The following is a 17511-nucleotide window of genomic DNA, read 5'->3' on the forward strand; positions in this document are numbered from 1 at the left end:
CCTTTCGTCCTGCACCTTCTCGGTGTCCTTCCTACAGCGGCGCCCCGGCGCCGGCGGGCGCGTCGCTCTGCCAGAACCACGGCTCGTCGAAGGCGGGCTTGAGGTCGTCGAACCACACCGCGTGCTCGTCGAACTTCGCGAAGAAGGGCCGCCCGACCCAGTCGGGGTTGCGTGCCTGCAAAAACCGGCAGCAGAAGACGTCCTGGCCGGCGACCTGGACGATGCCGTCGATGACCACCTTGCCCGGTGAGGCGGACATGACCGGCCCGCGTGCGGTGCGCTCCAGCCCGGAGACCTGGCTGATCGCGTCGCGGTAGACGGACACCGCCCGGTGCAGCGGCAGCTCGAAGTACTGGCTGGCCCCGGTGTCCCGCTCCACGAACATGTAGTAGGGCACCACACCGAGGCCGGTCATCGTCCGCCACATCTGTGCCCACACCGAGGCGTCGTCGTTGACGTGACGCACCAGGGGCGCCTGCGCCCGGATGACCGCACCGGTGTCCCGGATGCGCCGGACGGCCTGCCGGCAGGCGTCGGTCTCCAGCTCGCGGTGGTGGGAGAAATGCGCCATCACGGCGACGTGCCTGCCCCGCGCGCTCGCCTGCTCCATGAGCCGCAGCAGGTCTTCGGCGTCGTCGTCGGTGGTGAACCGGTAGGGCCAGTAGGACAGCGCCTTGGTGCCGAAGCGGATGTTGCGGATGTGCTCGAAGCGGGGCTCCAGCAGCGGCGCGAGGTAGGCCCGCAGCCGGTCGGTGGACATGATCATCGGGTCGCCGCCGGTGAACAGCACGTCCGAGACCTCCGGGTGCTGGGCGAGGTAGCCGAGCGCCTGTTCCGGTCCGGACACGGCCTGCTTGAGTTCCGCGACGCCGATGAACTGGGCCCAGCGGAAGCAGTATCCGCAGTAGGCGTGGCAGGTCTGGCCCTGTCCGGGGAAGACCAGCACGGTCTCCCGGTACTTGTGCTGCAGGCCGTTGAGCGCCCCGCTCTGCGACTGGGGGACGTTGGCCTGCAGCTGGTCCCCGGGATGCGGATTGAGCTGCCGGCGTGCCCGGTCGACCGCGCCGCGCAGTTCCTCCCGGCCGGCCCCCCTGCCGACCAGCGCGGCGATCTCCTCGTAGACCGGCTCCGGCAGCATGCCGCGGTCGGGGAAGGTGAGCCGGTAGAGGGGGTCGTCCGGAGCCCGGTCCCAGTCGATCAACTCCTCCAGGACGTAGTTGTTGACTTTGAACGGCAGGACGGAGCTGACGATCTCGATGTCCCGGCGGACGGCGTCATCCAGCCGCTGCACCTGCGGCAGCCTGGCCAGCCGTGCTCCGGGGACCGCCCGCATCTTCATCGCTCGCGTGGTGGTGGCCTGCACGCTCATGCTCGCTCCTTCGCCCGGTGCGCGTGGGGGAGTGGGGTGGCTGTGGCGACGGCCCGGCCAAGCGCCCGCAGGGCCTCGTCGACCTGGTCGGCGTTCACCGTCAGCGCGGGCAGCAGCCGCAGCACGTTGCGCACCGGCCCGCCGATCTGCAGCAGCAGCCCCTGGCCGATCGCCTCCTGCTGCACGCGCAGCGCCGCGGCGGGATCCGGCTGCCCGTCCGCGGTGGACAGCTCCCAGCCGAGCATGAGGCCGAGCCCGCGCACATCGCCGGTGATGTCGTGGTCGGCTGCGATACGCCTGAGGCCGTCGGCGAGCGCGCGGCCCCTCAGGGCCGCGTTCGCCACCAGCTCTTCTTGCTCGATGACGTCCAGCGTGGCCAGCGCCGCCGCGCACGCCACCGCGTTGCCGCCGTACGTCCCGCCCTGGGAGCCCGCGGGTGCCGCACTCATCAGCTTGTCCGAGGTGGCCATCACGGACAGCGGAAGCCCGCTGGTCATTCCCTTGGCCGCCACCAGGATGTCGGGCTCGACACCGAAGTGCTGGTGCCCCCAGAACCGTCCGGTGCGGCCGAACCCGGTCTGCACCTCGTCCATCACGAGCAGGAATCCGTGGCGGTCGGCGCGCTCGCGCAGCCCCTGCAGGAAGGCGCTGTTGGCCGGGATGAACCCGCCCTCGCCCAGCACCGGCTCCACGATGAGGGCCGCGGTGTCCTCGGGGGCCGTCACCGTCGCCAGCAGGAAGTCGAGCTCCTGCAGCGCGAAGCGGGTGGCCTCCTCCTCGTTCCAGCCGTACCGGTAGGCGGCCGGGAACGGCGCGATGTTCACCCCGCCCATCAGCGGCGCGTATCCGGTGCGAAAACGCGGGCTGGACGTGGTCATCGACGCGGCGCCCACCGTACGGCCGTGAAAACCGCCGTGGAACACGATGACGTTCGCACGCCCCGTGGCCTGCCGGCACAGCCGCAGCGCCGACTCCATGGCCTCACTGCCGGAGTTGGCGAAGAACAGGGACTGCAGGCGGGCCGGAAGCACCTGTCCCAGCCGCTCGCACAGATCGAGCAGCGGGCGGTGCCGCACGGTCACGTACTGACCGTGGATCAGCTTGCCGGCCTGCTCCGCTATCGCGCTCACCACCGCGGGGTGGCAGTGTCCCGTGCTGGTGACGCCGATCCCCGCGGTGAAGTCCAGATACCGCCGTCCGTCCTCCCCGAACACCTCCAGCCCTCTGGCACGGCTGACGGTCACCGGGGTCGCCTGTTTGAGAACGGGTGATAAGCGTGCCATGGCCGGGCCTTCCCCTCCGCGTCGTCGCACCCCTGTGGCGCTCCGCCGCCAGCTGACGGTAGTCAGACCGATCACAAAAGACAACCGGATAGTCGGTTTTAATCCTGGGTCAGGGGAGGTTCGCCGAGGAGGCGCCAGGGTGGATACCGGCCGTTTCCGTCAGGGACGCCCCCGGAACGCCCGGAAGTACGCCGATCAAGTGTGCAGCGCGGCCAGTTGACAGAACCACACGGTCGGTTTTCGATTGGTGGTCGGCCACCACGCCGCCTCACACCCACCCGCGGCATGGCACCAGGAGCACCCGTTGTTGACCACCTGCCGACGACGCAGGGGAATTGCGAGGCACCCGATGACTGCGCCGCTATTGGAACTGACCGACCAGGAACGCACTGTCCTGTGGGACCGGGCCGAAGACGTCGTACACCACGGCCCCCAGGCCGCCGGCGCCGACGCCCTGCCCGCACGGATCCGCCACACCGTCCAGCGCTTCGGCGAGGACTCGGGCAAGACGGGCTACCTGCTGCTGCGCGGCCTGGAGATCGGCCAGCTCCCGCCCACCCACCAGGGCGGCCACCCCGCCACCCTGCCGCACCACGGCACCGCCGGCCTGGGCATGCTCATCGCCGAAACCCTCGGCACCATGATCGGCTACGCCGACGAGAAAAGCGGTGAACTGGTCCACAACGTGCAGCCCCTGCCCGGCGAGGAACAACGCATCGAGGGCTCCGGATCGGTCGCGTTCGACTTCCACATCGAAAACGTCCACCACGCGCTGCGCCCCGACTTCATCGGCCTGATCTGCCTGCGACAGGACCACGACCGCGTCGCCGCCACCCGCATCTCCTCCTGCCGGGAAGCCGTCGAACTGCTCAAACCCGAAACGCTCGAAACACTGCGGCAGTGCCAGTTCTACAGCAACTACCCGGGCTCCTTCACCAGGGACACCACCGTCGAACCCGCACCGGCCGGCCCCCACCCGGTCCTCTTCGGCAACGCCGACAAGCCGTTCATGCGCTTCAACTCCCACAACACCGTCTCCCTGAGCAAAGCGGGCCGCACCGCCCTGCGCGCGCTGGCCGAGGCACTGGAGGAGGTCTGCCACGAAGTCATCATGCAGCCGGGCGACTGCGCCCTCCTGGACAACCACGTCGCCGCCCACGGACGCTCGGCGTTCACCCCCCGCTACGACGGACACGACCGGTGGCTGCGACGCTTCTACGCGATCAAGTCCATTCCCCGCTCCGTGCTGCACATGATGGACGGATCGCGCGTCATCCCGCCGATCCCGGCGATCAACGGCATCTGGTGAAGGGGCAGGAGACACCGGTGAACGAACTCGACTCGCTGCTCTCACTCGCCGACTTCGAGCAGCGGTGGATGGCCGAGGCCGACCCGCCCATCGCCCAGTACGTGGCGGGCGGGGCCGGCTCGGACGGCGCGGTCGCCGCCAACACCGCCGCGTTCGACGAGGTGTGGCTGCAACCACGAGGGCTGCACGACGGCCCCGACGCACTCGACACCTCCGTCACGGTGCTGGGCCACACCCTCACCATGCCGCTGCTGCTCGCCCCCACGAGCCCCCAGCGGCTGGTGCACCCGGACGCCGAACTGGCCACCGCCCGCGCAGCCGCCGGGCACGGCCTGCTCTCGCTCGTCAGCACCGACTCGCACTACCCCTACGCCGAGATCACCCAGGCGGCACCCGGACGGACCTGGTTCCAGCTGTTCGCCTACCGCTCCCGCAGAGACGTCGAGGCCACCTTGGAGTACGCCGAGACCTGCGGGGCCTCGGCGATCGTCGTCACCGTCGACGCGTCGTTCGCAGCGCGCCGGCTGACCACCCGCCGGGCCGGGTACCGGCTGCCCGAGACGGTCGACTACGGCACCCTGCGCACCCTGGGCATCCTGCAGGGCGCCCCACCGGCCGGCGGACGGCACGACAAGCTCCCCCTCACCTTCGCCGACCTGGAGTGGATCCGCGGCCGCACCCGCCTGCCCCTGCTGGTCAAGGGCGTGCTGCGCCCCCATGACGCCAAGCGCTGCCTCGAACTGGGCACGGACGCGACCATCGTCTCCAACCACGGCGGCCGCCAGCTGGACGGCGTCGTACCCGCCCTGTTCGCCCTGCGCGCGGTCGTCGAATCGGTACCGGAAGATCACCCGGTGCTCCTGGACGGCGGAGTCCGCTCCGGGACCGACCTCGCCAAGGCGATCGCGCTCGGCGCACGGGCCGTGTGCATCGGCAGACCCTACCTCTGGGGCCTCGGACTCGGCGGCCGGCACGGGGTGGAACGCGTACTGGACATCCTGCACGCCGAGTTCAGCGACGCCCTGCTGCAGCTGGGCATCACCACGGTGGACCAGCTGGACGAGACGTTCGTGACCGCAGCGCGCCGCCTGGCGCCCGTGGCCGCCGGCTGACCCGGCCCACGAAGACCCGAGGAAGCAACAGCGCGGTGACGGCTTCGAAGACACACACCGGTACACCCCCCTCGCCCGTGGGCACCCGCGGCGAGCCCGAAGAGGGCCAAACCCTCCCCGGGCTCGCCCTGGCGGTCGCGGCCGCCGTCGCGATGGGCGGCGCGGCACCGGCGCTCAAGGCCCTGGGCGCGGCCGGTCTGTCGGCAGTCAACATCATCCAGGCCCGGGCGGTCGTGGGCGCCGCGCTGCTGATGCTCCTCGCCGCCGCGGTGCACCGCAAACGCCTGCGCATCCACCCGCGCGACTGGTGGCTGGTCCTGCTGTACGGCACGGTCAGCCTCGCCCTGAACCAGGTCGCCTTCACCATGGCCGTGACCCGGCTCCCGGTGGGCATCGCCCTGCTGGTGGAGTACCTCTCCCCGGTGCTGGTCGCCCTCTGGGTACGGCTCGTCCAGCGCAAACAGCTCTCCGGCCTCGTCTGGGCGGGCATCGCGCTCACCCTCGGCGGCCTGGCGCTGACCGGGAAGGTCTTCTCCGGCGGCGGCCCCGACCGCCTCGGCCTGGCGCTGGCGCTGCTCGCCGCACTGACCCTGGCCGGCCGCTTCCTGCTCGCCGAACGAGGCCTGCGCAGATACGAACCGCTGGTGATGTCGGCATGGGGCACCACCGTGGGCGCCGCGACCCTCACACTCGTCGGACTCTTCGACCCCTTCCCCTTCGACGCCCTTGACCGCACCTCCCCCCTCAACGGCTGGTCCGTGCCCCTGTGGGTGCTGGTGATCTGGGTGGGCGCGATCGGCATGGCCGCAGGACTGGCGCTCGCCGTCGCCGCACAGCGCCGCCTGCCGCCGACCTCGGCCAGCCTGATGCTCACCCTCGAAGTGGTGGCCGGAGCCGTCCTCGCCTACCTCGTCCTCGGCGAGGTCCTGACACCGGCACAGCTGATCGGATCCTTGCTGATGCTCCTGGGCATCGTGCTCGCCCAACTCGCCACCATCCGCCGCCGCCCGCCCCGCTGACCCGCCCCCAAGACCCGGCCCCGCCCCACCGGGCCGGCAGACGCCGCACCAGCCACACCCCCCGCCGATCCACGGCCAAGTCCCCCCACACCACGCGCACACCAGCCATCATGAGACATGCGCCCGCACGACTGGCACCTCACACAAGACGTCGACGACTTCCTCGCCCGAGCCGGCACCTTCCTGCGCTCGCGCCCCGCCCTGCACACCATGCCGCTCACGGTGACCGAGAAACTGCGAACGAACCCACCGGCCGCCGAAACCCCCCTGTTCGGCCGCCTGGAGCACGCAGGCGAAGTCCACGCCACCTTCTACCAGCGCACCCCCACCGGCCCCCTGAGCCCGACCCCCCTCACCCGCGAGCAGGCCGACACACTCGCCACCCGCCTGGCCCACCTCGGCCACCGCGTTCGCGGCGTCAGCGCGGACCACGACACCGCCACCGCCTTCGCCGACGCCTGGCAGCGGCACACAGGCGCAACGCCCACACCCGGCACACGGATCCGTCTCTACCGGCTCGACACGCTCACCCCACCCGAACCGGCCCCCCAGGGCCGCGCCCGCACCGCCGGCCCACAGGACCACGACCAACTCGTACGCTGGTGCGGCGAGTTCGTCGACACCGTGGGAGAAGTCCCCGCCGTCGACGCCGCCTCCTGGGCCGGCTCGCGCTTCGCCGACCGCCACTTCACCTTCTGGCAGACACCGCAGGGCACCCCCGTCTCCATGGCCGCCGCCACGTCGATGATCGCCGGCATGGTCCGGGTGGACCCCGTCTACACCCCCGCCCACCTGCGGGGCCGCGGCTACGCAGGCGCCGTGACCGCGGAGGTGAGCCGGGCCGCGCTGGCCGCCGGCGCGAAGGACGTCGTGCTCTTCGCCGACCCGGCCAACCCCACCAGCAACGCCCTCTACCAGCGCATCGGATACGTCCCGGTCGCCGCATGGACCGTGTACGACTTCTCCCACGCCGCACCACAGACCGGTCCCGGCGCGTGCCTGGCATAGGGTGGTGCTGACCGACTCGATCATGTCCGTGACGCGGACAGGCAGGAACCCGAGGAGTCTTCGTGCCCATCGTCGTCGCCACCCTGCGGACCAAGCCCGGCCGCCGGGACGAAGTGCTCGCGGCGTTCCGTCGGCACGCTCCCGCCGTGCACGCCGAGCCCGGCTGCCTGCTCTACGCCGTCCACGCCGGCGAGGACCGTGTCACCGTCGTGGAGAACTGGGCCGACCAGGCCGCCCTCGACGCCCACTCGGCCGGAGCGGCGCTGGCCGCCCTGGGCGGGGAGATCGCGGGCGAGCTGGCCGGCCCGACGGATGTCGCGGTACTGGAGCCGGTGCCCACCGGTGACCCGGACAAGGGCCTGCTGCCCACCACCTGAGCCGGCCCCGCCCGGCCGCCGCCCCTCCCGAAGACCCCCGCACACCCCGTCACAGGTCCAGCACCAGGCGGGGTCCGCGGGAGCGGGAGACGCAGATGAGCATCAGGTCACCGGCCGCCCGCTCCTGCTCGGTCAGCAGGCTGTCGCGGTGTTCCACAGCGCCCTCCAGCACGGTGGTCTCACAGGTACCGCAGGTGCCCTCCTCACACGAGGCCAGCACGGCCACCCCCGCCTCCCGGACCGCCCTGAGCACCGAGGTCCCGGCAGGGACCAGCACCGACGTGCCGCTGCGCTTGAGGACGGCCTCGAAGCCCGCGTCGGCCCCCGCGGGCGCGGCGGCGGGCGCCGCGGCGGCGAACCGCTCGGTGTGCAGCGTCAGCCGGGGCAGGGCCGCACAGCGTTCCCGTACGGCGGCGAGCAGCGGCTCGGGGCCGCAGCAGTACACGCGCGCACCCGCAGGCGCCGGGGACAGCAGCGCGTCGATGTCGAGCGGTCCGCACTCGTCCTGCGGATGGACCGTGACACGCTCGCCGTAGGCCGCCAGTTCGGGCAGGAACGCCATGGACGCCCGGGTCCGGCCGCCGTAGGCCAGCCGCCAGCGGCTCTTGTCGCGCTCGGCCTGCGCGAGCATGGGCAGCAGCGGGGTGATGCCGATGCCGCCCGCGATGAACAGCAGGTCGTCCGCGGGCAGCAGGGGGAAGCGGTTGCGCGGGCCGGCGGCCCGCAGCCGCGTCCCCTCGACCACCTCGTCGTGCAGCTCCGCCGACCCGCCGCGCCCGCCGGCCTCGCGCAGCACGGCGATGCGCCAGGTGCCGGGCCGGTCCTCCCGGGCACACAGGGAGTACTGGCGCACGAGCCCGGAGGGCAGCACCAGATCGATATGGGCTCCCGCCGGCGCCGCGGGCAGTGCGCCGCCGTCGGCGGCCACGAGCTCCAGCCCCACCACGCCCGCGGCGAGTTCGCCGCGTTCGCCGACCCTAACCTCGAACGTGTCGTCGGCCATGTCCTCCACCCACCCCTTCGGGGCTCCCCGCCGGCCGTCCGCCGGCCGGCTACCGGCTGATCCTGCGGATCATCTCGCGTGCCGCCAGGCCGCCCGCGTCGATCGCGACGCTCAGTTCCTGCGTCCCCGCCGGCTCGCCGGCCACGACCTGCTCCAGGACGGTCAGGGCGTCCAGGTCCTGCTGCACCACTTCCCTGTTCATCGTCAGCAGCGCCTGGCTCACGGAGTCGTCGTCCAGGGCGAAGTCGCGGACCACCGCCCAGAAGTCCCAGGTGCTGTTCTCGGTCTCGGGGGTCAGACCGTGCACGATCTTGACGTGGGCGCCGCCCTCGTCCCCCCTGGGGCCGACCGGTGTGCCGTGCGGCGCGACCCGCACGTTGTTCACCCAGAACGCGGGCGGCTGGAAGAACACGTCCTGCCAGCGGTCGATCGGTGTGGTGTACCCGGTGGTCTTCTCGTAGAAGGGCGGGCACGCCACGGCCTCCATGTGGCGGGAGAACGTGACCTGGTCACGCTCGTCGTCGACGTGGGTGGTGAACGGGGTGCGGGCGACCTCCGGTGTGCCGATCAGGCCGGCGTGCAGGTAGGTCTCGTGGGACAGGTCCATGAGGTTGTCCACCAGCAGGCTGTGGCGGAACGGTGAGTGCGCCATGTCCTCGACCGACGCCCACGCGGGATCGTCGAGCCAGTGCGCGTCGGGCACCAGGCGGGGATCGGCCTTGCTCTGGTCGCCGATCCAGATCCAGATCCACTTGTCCCGCTCCACCAGCTGGTAGCGCGGCACCCGCGCGGTGCGCGGAACACGGTCCTGGCCCGGCACGAAGGTGCAGGTTCCGGAGCAGTCGAAGACGAAGCCGTGGTAGCCGCACTCGATGGAGTCGTCCGTCAGCCGGCCCAGCGACAGCGGGTAGCGGCGGTGCACACAGCGGTCCGCCAGGGCCACGGGCTGTCCGTCCCGGCTGCGGTAGAGCACGATCGGCTCGCCGCATATCGTCCGGCTCACCAGCGTCCGGCCCACCTCCTTGCTCCAGGCGGCGACATACCAATAGTTCTGCGCAAACGCACTCATCGAGATCTCCTGCACGTCGTTTTCCAAACGGCTGCCAATGGGGGAGGGGCGGCCAGTGCAGCGCAATTCGGCAGGGACCAACGATACGGACGCCAAGTACCGTGTCAATCGCCTCCCGGACGCTCAACTCGACGCCATTGATGGGAACTTGACTTTCCTCAATCATTACGACTTCCTTGAGGCACGTCCCGTCGACCAGGCGTTCGTGCGCACCGTTCCGGGACGTTCTCGCATCCATCTGCCGCCGCGACGGCCTCAATTGCGCCACGCGGTCCTGTCCGGCGTGAGAGGAGTCCCCATGGAAGTGGTCCACCACTCCTCCGGAAAGAGCCTGCGGCTGAGCCGCCTGATCAATCCGGTGTCCGGCCGGACCTTCGTGGTGCCTCTTGACCACTCGGTCGCCGACGGCCCGGTCGCCTCCGCGCCGGCCTTTCGCGACATCGCCCGCGCGGTGTCCCGCAACGGCGGCGACGCCCTGCTGGTCCACAAGGGCCGCATCCGGTTCCTGCCGACCGACGTACTGCGCGAGACGGCCCTGGTGATCCACCTCAACGGCATCACCCGGCACGCCCCCGACGCCAACGCCAAGGTCCGGCTCGCCGAGGTCGAAGAAGCCCTGGAGCGGGGGGCCGACGCGGTCAGCATCCACATCAACATGGGCTCCGACACCGAGGCCGAGCAGCTGGGCGACCTGGCCCGGGCCGCCGACGGCTGCACCCGCTGGGGCCTGCCGCTGATCGCCATGGTCTATCCGCGCGGGCCCCGGGTGGGCGACCCGAGGGACCCCGCGCTGGTGGCGCATGCCGCGAGCCTGGCCGCCGACATCGGCGCCGACATCGCGAAGGTCCCCTACACCGGCTCGCCGGTCACGATGGCCGAGGTCGTGCGCAGCTGCCCGATCGGCGTCATCACCGCCGGCGGTGCCCCGGTGGGCGACCGGCAGCTGACCCGGACCGTCGGCGAGGTCGTGGCCTCGGGTGCGCTCGGTGTGGCCATGGGCCGCAACGTGTGGGCCTCGCCGGACGTCGCGGCCACCGTGCGCCGGATCGCCGCCGCCCTGCACCAGCCGGCCGCGGGCCGCACCGGCGAGCGTGCCCACGCCCCCGCCGCGCAGGTGCGCACCGCGCCCCTTCCCGAGCCAGTCCAGACCTGACCGAGTTGCCGAGGAGTTCGCAGTGAAGCTCACCTGGATCGACGTCCGTGGTCTCAAGGACATCACCGCCCCCGTGATCGAGGAGGCCGTGCACGTCGGCGTCGACGCCTTCGTCTCCGACGACCCGGAACTGCTGGTCTCGATTCCGCCGAACAAGCGCAGGGTCGGCCTGATCCTCCCCGACACCCCGAAGCCCGCCGCCGAGAAGCTGGCGCAGACCGCCGACCTGCTGATCGTCGACCACACCCTGGCCGGACAGTACGAGCCCGCCTCGCCCGACGCGCAAAAGGGTGTCTTCGTCACCGTCACCGGCGAGGAGTCCCTCGACGTGGCCTGCCAGGTGGCCTCCGGCGCCGCCTGGACGGTGGTGGAGTTCCAGCAGGACCCCAGCAAGATCCCCCTGGAGATCCTGCTCGGCGCCACCGACAAGGCCGAGGGCAACCTGATCACGGTGGTCACCGACCTGGAGGACGCCGAGATCACCCTCACCGTGCTGGAGCGCGGCCCCGAGGGCGTCCTGCTCAAGCCCGCCGCGGTGGGCGAGGCGACCCGGCTCACCGACATCTGCCAGGAGAGCACCGAGCAGCTCCAGCTGGAGGAGCTGACGGTGACCCGGCTGGCCCATGTGGGCCTGGGCGACCGGGTGTGCGTGGACACCTGCTCCCACTTCAGGCAGAACGAGGGCATCCTGGTCGGCTCGCACGCCACGGGCATGATCCTGGTGAGCAGCGAGACGCACCCCCTGCCCTACATGCCCACCCGCCCGTTCCGGGTGAACGCGGCCGCGCTGCACTCCTACAGCCTCACCCCGGCCAACCGCACGCGCTACCTCGCCGAACTGCGCTCCGGTTCCGAGCTGCTGGCCGTGGACACCGACGGCCGCACCAGGCGTGTCGTGGTCGGCCGCATCAAGATGGAGAGCCGCCCGATGCTGCTGATCGAGGCCGAGTCGCCCTCGGGCGCCAAGGTGAACGTGATCGCCCAGGACGACTGGCATGTGCGGGTGCTCGGCCCCGGCGGCAGCGTCCACAACATCACCGAGCTGAAGCCGGGCGACGTCATCCTCGGCTACGCGCTCACCGACCAGCGTCATGTCGGCTACCCGATCCGGGAGTTCCTGCACGAGCAGTGACCCCCGCACCCGCACCCGGGCCCCCTCGACCGCACCCGGTCCGAGGGGGCTCTTGCGCGCTCCCCGTCGTCCCACCGCGTCAACGCAGCAGCGCGAGCGCGTCCTTCGTCGCCTCGTCGGCCGGCAGGCGGACCAGCAGGTGGAGGCGGGGGTCGTCCGCGACGATCAGCTTCGACTGGCGCAGGGTGAGCCGTCCTGCCCTCGGGTGCGCGAAGCGCTTGTGGACACTGCGGTAGTCGGCGACCTCGTGCCGCTGCCAGAACCGGGCGAAGTCGGGTGCGTGGGCCAGCAGATCGGCCACCACCGCCCGGTAGCGGGGGTCCGCGGGCTCCTCGTCGGCGCGCATCCGGAACTGGGCGAGCACCTGCGTGGCCTGGGCCTCCCAGTCCGTCATCAGGGAACGCGCCGGCGGCCAGCCGAAGATGACCCAGAGCATGTTGCGGCGCTCGACGGGCAGCGCGTCGAAGTCCGTGAACAAGGCCGCCTCCGCCGCGTTGCAGGCCACGACGTCCCAGTGGTGGTCCAGCAGCAGCGCCGGGTTGGGCTCAAGGGCGTGCAGCATGGCTTCGAGCTGCTCGTCGCGGCCGGGGCAGCCGCGCACCTCGCCGATGTCCGGGGGCAGTTCGTCACTGAGCCGGTACAGGTGCCGGATCTCCGGTGCGGACAGCTTCAGCGCCCGCGCGAGCGAGGCGAGGACCTGACGGGAGACCTTGATGTCCCGGCCCTGCTCCAGCCACGTGTACCAGCTCAGGCTCACCCCGGACAGCGAGGCGACCTCCTCGCGGCGCAGCCCGGGAGTGCGCCGGCGTGAGGAGTCGCAGATGCCCACCTCGTCGGGCGACAGACGCTCGCGCCGTGACCTGACGAACGCCCCGAGCGTACGGCGGCCGGTGTCCGCAAAACCCGTCATGGCTGCCATCGGCCCAGGCTAGCAGCCGAAGGCGGGCCGTCCCGGAACGCCCGGCAGGACCGAATCCGATCCGGCCAGGAGAATCATTCCGAAATGCGCGGGCAGGGCCACCGAAAGCGTTCCGCGCTTGTTCAACTGTTCTTTATGAGCGGTTGAACAGATGAGACCGCCCGCAAACACAATGATTCATTGCCGAACGTTTGCATCGCTTTGGCGTGCACTTTTGGCGAATGAATTCAGGTGGCGCAAAAAAGCGGATACCTGGCCGAAGCCGAACGGTCCCAGGACGCCGGCCCGCCCCCCCGCAAGACCGCTTCCCGCAACTGCCGCAAGGCGGGGAGTTTTTGTCTCCTGGCTGTTGGCCCCCCGACACCCGACCCTTGAGTCAGCCCCCTCAAGCGCACGCCGCAGAAAGGCCCAGCGATGTCCCAAGACGTACAGCCCGCCACGACCGGATCCGGCGTGCCGGCCGACGTGCCGGCCGCCGGCGCGCCACCGCAGCCGCAGACGGCCGCGCGGGTGCCACCGGCTCTCGCTGCGGCCTGCTTCCTCAGCAACTTCGACCGCTTCGCCATCACCCCCCTGCTGATGGCCATCGCCACCGGTTTCCACGTACGCCTCGGCCAGGTCGTACTCGTGGCGAGCGGCTACTTCTTCGCCTACGGATGCGCCCAGCCGTTATGGGGCATGCTGTCCGACCGCTACGGGCGCATGCGCGTCATCCGCTTCACCCTCGGCGCCGCAGCCGTGTGCGCACTGGCCTCCGCAGCAGCCCCGACCCTGACCGCCTTGGTGATCCTGCGCATCGTCACCGGGGCGTTCTTCGGAGCGGTCGTACCCGCCTCCCTCACCTACGTCGGAGACACCGTCCCCGCGGCCCTGCGCCAGCGGGCCCTGTCGGACCTGCAGGTGGCCCTCGCCATCGGCACCGCGGCCGCCACCGTGGTGGCCGGCGCGGTGGCCGCGGTCTCCAGCTGGCGGGCGATGCTCGCCCTGTCCGCCGTACTCGCCGTGATCACCCTCCTCGCCCTGCGCCGCCTGTCCGAGTCCCGCACCGCCACCACCCTGCGCCGGCCGTCCGAACAACTCGCCTCCGTGCTGCGGCTGCGGTGGTCCTGGCTGGTCATGGGCTTCGGACTGATCGAAGGCGCGGTCCTGCTGGGCTGCTTCACCTTCCTGGCCCCCGCCCTGGAGAACCGGGGCATCGGCGCGCTGGGCGCGGGCGGCGTGACCGCTCTCTACGGCGCGGGCACCCTCGGCTTCTCCCGGCTCCTCAAGCGGGTGGCGCTGCGCCCGGCGTGGCAGCTGCTGGCCGCGGGCGGCGTGATGATGACCGCGGGCTTCCTGGTCGCCTCCGCCAGCTTGAACGTGGCAGGAATCGGCGCGGCCGCGATCCTGCTGGGCGGCGGCTGGTCCTTCTTCCACTCCTCACTGCAGAACTGGGCCACCACACTGGTGCCCGCGGCCCGCGGCACCGCCGTCGCCCTGTTCGTCGCCTCCCTCTTCGTCGGCAGCGCCCTCGGCTCCGGCCTCGGCGGCCCGCTCGCCCAGCACGGCCACTACCCGCAGCTGTTCGTCCTCGCAGCCGCCACGGCCGTCCCCCTGACCGCCCTCGCCGCCTGGCTGCGCACCCGGTACACCCCGGCCGGCTCCTAGAGCTCGACGGGATCGGGCACGAAAGACTCCAGGGCACCGTCCTTTCCCCCGGGGACGGTGCCCTGGTCACGCCGTGCCACAAGCCAGTACACGAGGGCCGGCAGCACCAGGCCCACGATCCACGAGATGTCCGCGCCACCGAGCCGGGCGACGAACGGCCCCGTGTACAACTCGCTGGACAAGAACGGCAGCTGGATCAGGACACCGAACCCGTAGGTCGTCAGCGCCCGCACGTTCCAGGCACCGTAACGGCCGCGGGGGTCGGCCAGCGCCTCGACGTCGTACCCCGTGCCGGACAGCACATAGAAGTCGACCAGGTTGATCGCACTCCACGGCGTGAAGAAGATCAGCAGGAACAGCAGGAACGTCGAGAACGACGCAAGGAAATGTCCCCGCCCCAGCAGCGCCAGCGCCGTCCCGACGAGCATGATCGCGCCGACGCAGACGGCCCGGGCACGGGGGCCGACCGGGCCGATCCGGCGAAACCCGCCGACCCCGGTGACCACACTCATGAAACCGCCGTAGGTGTTCAGCACATTGACCGTCAGCTTCCCGAAGGCGACCGCGAAGTACAGCAGCAAGGTGACGGCCGCCGACCCCGACATACCGACGACGCGCCCCACCTCGTCCCCCTCCCCGCCGCCCTGCCACGCCGCCGCCAGCGCCCCGAAGCCCATCGACCACTGCGCACCGAGCACACTCCCGCCCAGCGTCGCCCAGAACACCGAGCGCGGCGCGGTCGTGCGCGGCAGATAGCGGGAGGAGTCCGCGACGTACGGCCCGAACCCCAGCTGCCACGACGCGGAAAGCGACATCGCCAGCAAGAACAGCGGCGCCGAGAAGTGATGCGCCGCCAGGATCCGCCCCAGCGGCGCCGCATCGGCCATCCGCACGCCCAGGTAGAGGAAGGCGACGGCGCCGACCACCGCCGCGGCCTGGGCGACACGGTGGATCAGCCGGTAGCCGACCGCCGCCGTCACCGCGCTGGCCGCAGCGAAGACCACGATGCCGGCCGTCTCGCCGGTGTGCGCGAGGTGACCCACCGCCTGCCCCGCCAGGACACTGCCGCCGGCGAAGAACCCGATGAACATCGTCACCGAGCAGACCAGCGGCACCACCGCCCCCCGCACCCCGAACTGGGCCCGGGAGGAGATCATCTGCGGCAGCCCCAGCCGCGGCCCCTGAGCGGCATGCAACGCCATGACCGCCCCGCCCAGGAGATTCCCCGCCAGCAGCGCCACCAGCGACCACAGCGCATCGAGCCCGAACACCACGGCAAGCGACCCCGTCACCACCGCACTGATCTGCAGATTGGCGGCGAACCACAGACCGAACAGGCCGGCCGGCCTGCCATGCCGCTCACCTTCGGGTATGAAATCGATGGAATGCCGCTCAACGAGCCCACCCGGCCGCTGTAACTTTTCATCCCTCGGCATGAAAACTCCACAGAAGAAATCCGGCGAACAGTGAGCGCTATGATGGCCACGTTCTCGACGCGAATGTCAAGAACCGGCCGAACCCAAACCGCCACCGCCCACACGCATTTCAGCGACCGCATTCCTTCCGGTGGAGAAAAGCGACAGCGGTGGCGGCCGGTGAGGAATCGCGAAGTCCCCCCACCGCAAACACCGCCACCGCCCGCCCGCACAGGGAGCAGGATCAGTCCTCGTCCAGCAGCGCCACCGCGCCCACCGGACAGGCCCGCACCGCCTCCTTCACCATCGGATACTCCCCGGCCGCCGACTCACGGCCGGCCAGCACCTCGCTGAACCCGTCGTCGTCCTGCGTGAACACCTCCGGCGCCGTCAGCGCACACATGCCCGCGCCCACGCACCGCTGCCTGTCGACCTCGATCCGCACCGCGCTCACCAGGCCACGGGCAGTTCGAGCAGACCGTCGATCGTCGAGGTCGCGGGCTTGGAACGGACCTCATCGGCGGCGACCGCGAGCCGCAGCCCCGGCAGCCGCTCGAACAGACAGCCCAGCGCGATCTCCAGCTCCAGGCGCGCCAGATTCTGGCCCAGGCACTGGTGCACCCCGAAGCCGAACGCCAGATGGTGGCGCGCGGAACGGTCCCAGTCCAGGCTGTCCGGCGCCGCGAAGACCGTCCCGTCCCGATTGGTGATCGCCGTCATGATGATGACGCCCTCGCCGGCCCGGATCGTCCGGCCGGCCACCTCGATGTCCTCCACCGCCACCCGCAGCATCCCGTTCTGCACGGACAGATACCGCAGCAGCTCCTCCACCACGACGGCCATCGGCGTCTTCCGGGACCGCAGGGCCGCCAGCTGCTCGGGATGGCGCAGCAGCGTGAACACGCCGAGCGAGATCATGTTGGCCGTCGTCTCGTGCCCCGCCGCCAGCAGCATCCCCGACAGCGCCACCAGCTCCTGGCGGCCCAGAGGACCGTTCGGGGTGTCCATCTGCATCAGCTCGTCGAGCAGCCCGTCGCCCGGCTCACGCCGCTTGCGGTCGACCAACTCGCCCATGTAACGCTCAAGTTCCTGCCGGGCCCGGGCGACCTCGTCCACCGTCTGGCCGCGCAGCAGCCGCTCGGAGGCCGCCTCGAAGAACTCGTGGTCGTCGTAGGGCACACCGAGCAGCGAGCAGATCACCATGGACGGCATCGGCAGCGCGAAGGCCGAGACCAGCTCCGCCGGCGGCCCCTGCCGCTCCATCGCGTCGAGCAGCTGGTCCACGATCTGCTGGATCCGCGGGCGCATCGAGGCGTTCTGCTTCAGCGTGAAGTGCGGGATCAGCAGCCGGCGCTGGGCGTTGTGCGCGGGGTCGTCGACGGAGATCAGCGGCACCCCCCGCGCCCTGACCTTGGCGAACTGCTCGCTCGGCGCCGGGAACCCGGGCTGTGTGCGGTCGCAGGACAGACGCGGGTCGGACAGCAGGTCACGAGCCAGCGCGTGCCCCGTGACGGCCCAGGCCGCCCGCCCGTCGTACAGCGTGACCCGGCCGATCGGGTACGACTCGCGCAGCGGGCCGTAGCCCGCGGGCGGCTGGTAGGGGCAGCTGCGGGCCTGCGGGAAGGGGACGGGAGTCCCCTGAGCGGCGGTGGCGCCGGGGTCCTGAATCCCCGTGTGCGTCGTGGACTGCGTCATG

The 17511-nt window shown here is 71.2% G+C and carries 16 protein-coding genes; 8 read left to right on the forward strand and 8 right to left on the reverse strand.

The window, feature by feature from the left end; genetic code table 11:
• Window positions 1-31: 31 nt before the first annotated feature.
• Both IE244_RS34340 and IE244_RS34345 read right to left on the reverse strand, forming a co-directional pair.
• Window positions 32-1369, reverse strand: a complete 1338-nt coding sequence (locus IE244_RS34340; protein ID WP_191877491.1) for a KamA family radical SAM protein — start codon at window positions 1367-1369, stop codon at window positions 32-34.
• The gene (locus IE244_RS34345) at window positions 1366-2652 is read right to left on the reverse strand and encodes an aspartate aminotransferase family protein (protein WP_191877492.1); all 1287 of its coding nucleotides are present in this window, start codon (window positions 2650-2652) and stop codon (window positions 1366-1368) included. Before IE244_RS34345 ends, IE244_RS34340 begins: the two co-directional genes overlap by 4 nt.
• A 349-nt stretch (window positions 2653-3001) precedes the next feature.
• On the opposite strand from IE244_RS34345, the gene IE244_RS34350 reads away from it, so the two are divergent.
• From IE244_RS34350 to IE244_RS34370, 5 genes are all read left to right on the forward strand, one after another.
• Complete coding sequence (locus IE244_RS34350; RefSeq protein WP_191877493.1) at window positions 3002-3961, forward strand: TauD/TfdA family dioxygenase; 960 nt, start codon at window positions 3002-3004, stop codon at window positions 3959-3961.
• Between the two features lie 17 nt (window positions 3962-3978).
• Window positions 3979-5073, forward strand: coding sequence for an alpha-hydroxy acid oxidase (locus IE244_RS34355; protein WP_229854565.1), 1095 nt, complete (start codon window positions 3979-3981; stop codon window positions 5071-5073).
• Between the two features lie 77 nt (window positions 5074-5150).
• Window positions 5151-6092 carry a DMT family transporter gene (locus tag IE244_RS34360; RefSeq protein WP_191877494.1) on the forward strand — a complete coding sequence of 314 codons (942 nt, stop codon included), beginning with the start codon at window positions 5151-5153 and terminating at the stop codon, window positions 6090-6092.
• 117 nt (window positions 6093-6209) lie between these two features.
• Window positions 6210-7100: a GNAT family N-acetyltransferase gene (locus IE244_RS34365; protein WP_191877495.1), complete on the forward strand. Its 891-nt coding sequence runs from the start codon at window positions 6210-6212 to the stop codon at window positions 7098-7100.
• Between the two features lie 62 nt (window positions 7101-7162).
• Window positions 7163-7477: a putative quinol monooxygenase gene (locus IE244_RS34370; RefSeq protein WP_191877496.1), complete on the forward strand. Its 315-nt coding sequence runs from the start codon at window positions 7163-7165 to the stop codon at window positions 7475-7477.
• Between the two features lie 49 nt (window positions 7478-7526).
• On the opposite strand, the gene IE244_RS34375 is transcribed toward IE244_RS34370, so the two are convergent.
• Window positions 7527-8480: a PDR/VanB family oxidoreductase gene (locus tag IE244_RS34375; protein WP_191877497.1), complete on the reverse strand. Its 954-nt coding sequence runs from the start codon at window positions 8478-8480 to the stop codon at window positions 7527-7529.
• Between the two features lie 49 nt (window positions 8481-8529).
• Window positions 8530-9549 carry a Rieske 2Fe-2S domain-containing protein gene (locus IE244_RS34380; RefSeq protein WP_191877498.1) on the reverse strand — a complete coding sequence of 340 codons (1020 nt, stop codon included), beginning with the start codon at window positions 9547-9549 and terminating at the stop codon, window positions 8530-8532.
• 298 nt (window positions 9550-9847) lie between these two features.
• Between IE244_RS34380 and IE244_RS34385 the strand changes: the two genes are divergently transcribed.
• Both IE244_RS34385 and IE244_RS34390 read left to right on the forward strand, forming a co-directional pair.
• Window positions 9848-10702 carry a 2-amino-3,7-dideoxy-D-threo-hept-6-ulosonate synthase gene (locus IE244_RS34385; RefSeq protein ID WP_191877499.1) on the forward strand — a complete coding sequence of 285 codons (855 nt, stop codon included), beginning with the start codon at window positions 9848-9850 and terminating at the stop codon, window positions 10700-10702.
• A 22-nt stretch (window positions 10703-10724) separates the two neighbouring features.
• A complete protein-coding gene (locus IE244_RS34390) occupies window positions 10725-11834 on the forward strand; it encodes a 3-dehydroquinate synthase II family protein (protein WP_191877500.1) in 1110 nt (369 codons plus the stop codon).
• 79 nt (window positions 11835-11913) lie between these two features.
• On the opposite strand, the gene IE244_RS34395 is transcribed toward IE244_RS34390, so the two are convergent.
• On the reverse strand, window positions 11914-12753 hold the full coding sequence (locus IE244_RS34395; protein ID WP_229854567.1) for a helix-turn-helix transcriptional regulator: 840 nt from the start codon (window positions 12751-12753) through the stop codon (window positions 11914-11916).
• A gap of 414 nt (window positions 12754-13167) precedes the next feature.
• Between IE244_RS34395 and IE244_RS34400 the strand changes: the two genes are divergently transcribed.
• Window positions 13168-14400 (forward strand): MFS transporter, encoded by a 1233-nt coding sequence (locus IE244_RS34400; RefSeq protein ID WP_191877501.1) that lies wholly within the window; start codon window positions 13168-13170, stop codon window positions 14398-14400.
• Here the strand turns inward: IE244_RS34400 and IE244_RS34405 are convergent.
• From IE244_RS34405 to IE244_RS34415, 3 genes are all read right to left on the reverse strand, one after another.
• Window positions 14397-15836: a purine-cytosine permease family protein gene (locus IE244_RS34405; protein ID WP_191877502.1), complete on the reverse strand. Its 1440-nt coding sequence runs from the start codon at window positions 15834-15836 to the stop codon at window positions 14397-14399. The two genes, IE244_RS34400 and IE244_RS34405, sit on opposite strands and share 4 nt — an antisense overlap.
• Before the next feature lie 223 nt (window positions 15837-16059).
• A complete protein-coding gene (locus IE244_RS34410; RefSeq protein WP_191877545.1) occupies window positions 16060-16260 on the reverse strand; it encodes a ferredoxin in 201 nt (66 codons plus the stop codon).
• Between the two features lie 5 nt (window positions 16261-16265).
• On the reverse strand, window positions 16266-17510 hold the full coding sequence (locus tag IE244_RS34415; protein ID WP_191877503.1) for a cytochrome P450: 1245 nt from the start codon (window positions 17508-17510) through the stop codon (window positions 16266-16268).
• Between the last annotated feature and the right edge of the window lies 1 nt (window position 17511).

Source organism: Streptomyces filipinensis (genome assembly GCF_014649495.1).
Classification (GTDB): domain Bacteria; phylum Actinomycetota; class Actinomycetes; order Streptomycetales; family Streptomycetaceae; genus Streptomyces; species Streptomyces filipinensis.

What these genes read in the sequence shown, in the direction of transcription:
- IE244_RS34400 (WP_191877501.1), top strand. Translation starts at nt 13,168, where the DNA reads ATGTCCCAAGACGTACAGCCCGCCACGACCGGATCCGGCGTGCCGGCC.
- IE244_RS34340 (WP_191877491.1), bottom strand. Translation starts at nt 1,369, where the DNA reads ATGAGCGTGCAGGCCACCACCACGCGAGCGATGAAGATGCGGGCGGTC.
- IE244_RS34350 (WP_191877493.1), top strand. Translation starts at nt 3,002, where the DNA reads ATGACTGCGCCGCTATTGGAACTGACCGACCAGGAACGCACTGTCCTG.
- IE244_RS34375 (WP_191877497.1), bottom strand. Translation starts at nt 8,480, where the DNA reads ATGGCCGACGACACGTTCGAGGTTAGGGTCGGCGAACGCGGCGAACTC.
- IE244_RS34405 (WP_191877502.1), bottom strand. Translation starts at nt 15,836, where the DNA reads ATGCCGAGGGATGAAAAGTTACAGCGGCCGGGTGGGCTCGTTGAGCGG.
- IE244_RS34380 (WP_191877498.1), bottom strand. Translation starts at nt 9,549, where the DNA reads ATGAGTGCGTTTGCGCAGAACTATTGGTATGTCGCCGCCTGGAGCAAG.
- IE244_RS34345 (WP_191877492.1), bottom strand. Translation starts at nt 2,652, where the DNA reads ATGGCACGCTTATCACCCGTTCTCAAACAGGCGACCCCGGTGACCGTC.
- IE244_RS34385 (WP_191877499.1), top strand. Translation starts at nt 9,848, where the DNA reads ATGGAAGTGGTCCACCACTCCTCCGGAAAGAGCCTGCGGCTGAGCCGC.
- IE244_RS34415 (WP_191877503.1), bottom strand. Translation starts at nt 17,510, where the DNA reads ATGACGCAGTCCACGACGCACACGGGGATTCAGGACCCCGGCGCCACC.
- IE244_RS34365 (WP_191877495.1), top strand. Translation starts at nt 6,210, where the DNA reads ATGCGCCCGCACGACTGGCACCTCACACAAGACGTCGACGACTTCCTC.
- IE244_RS34395 (WP_229854567.1), bottom strand. Translation starts at nt 12,753, where the DNA reads ATGGCAGCCATGACGGGTTTTGCGGACACCGGCCGCCGTACGCTCGGG.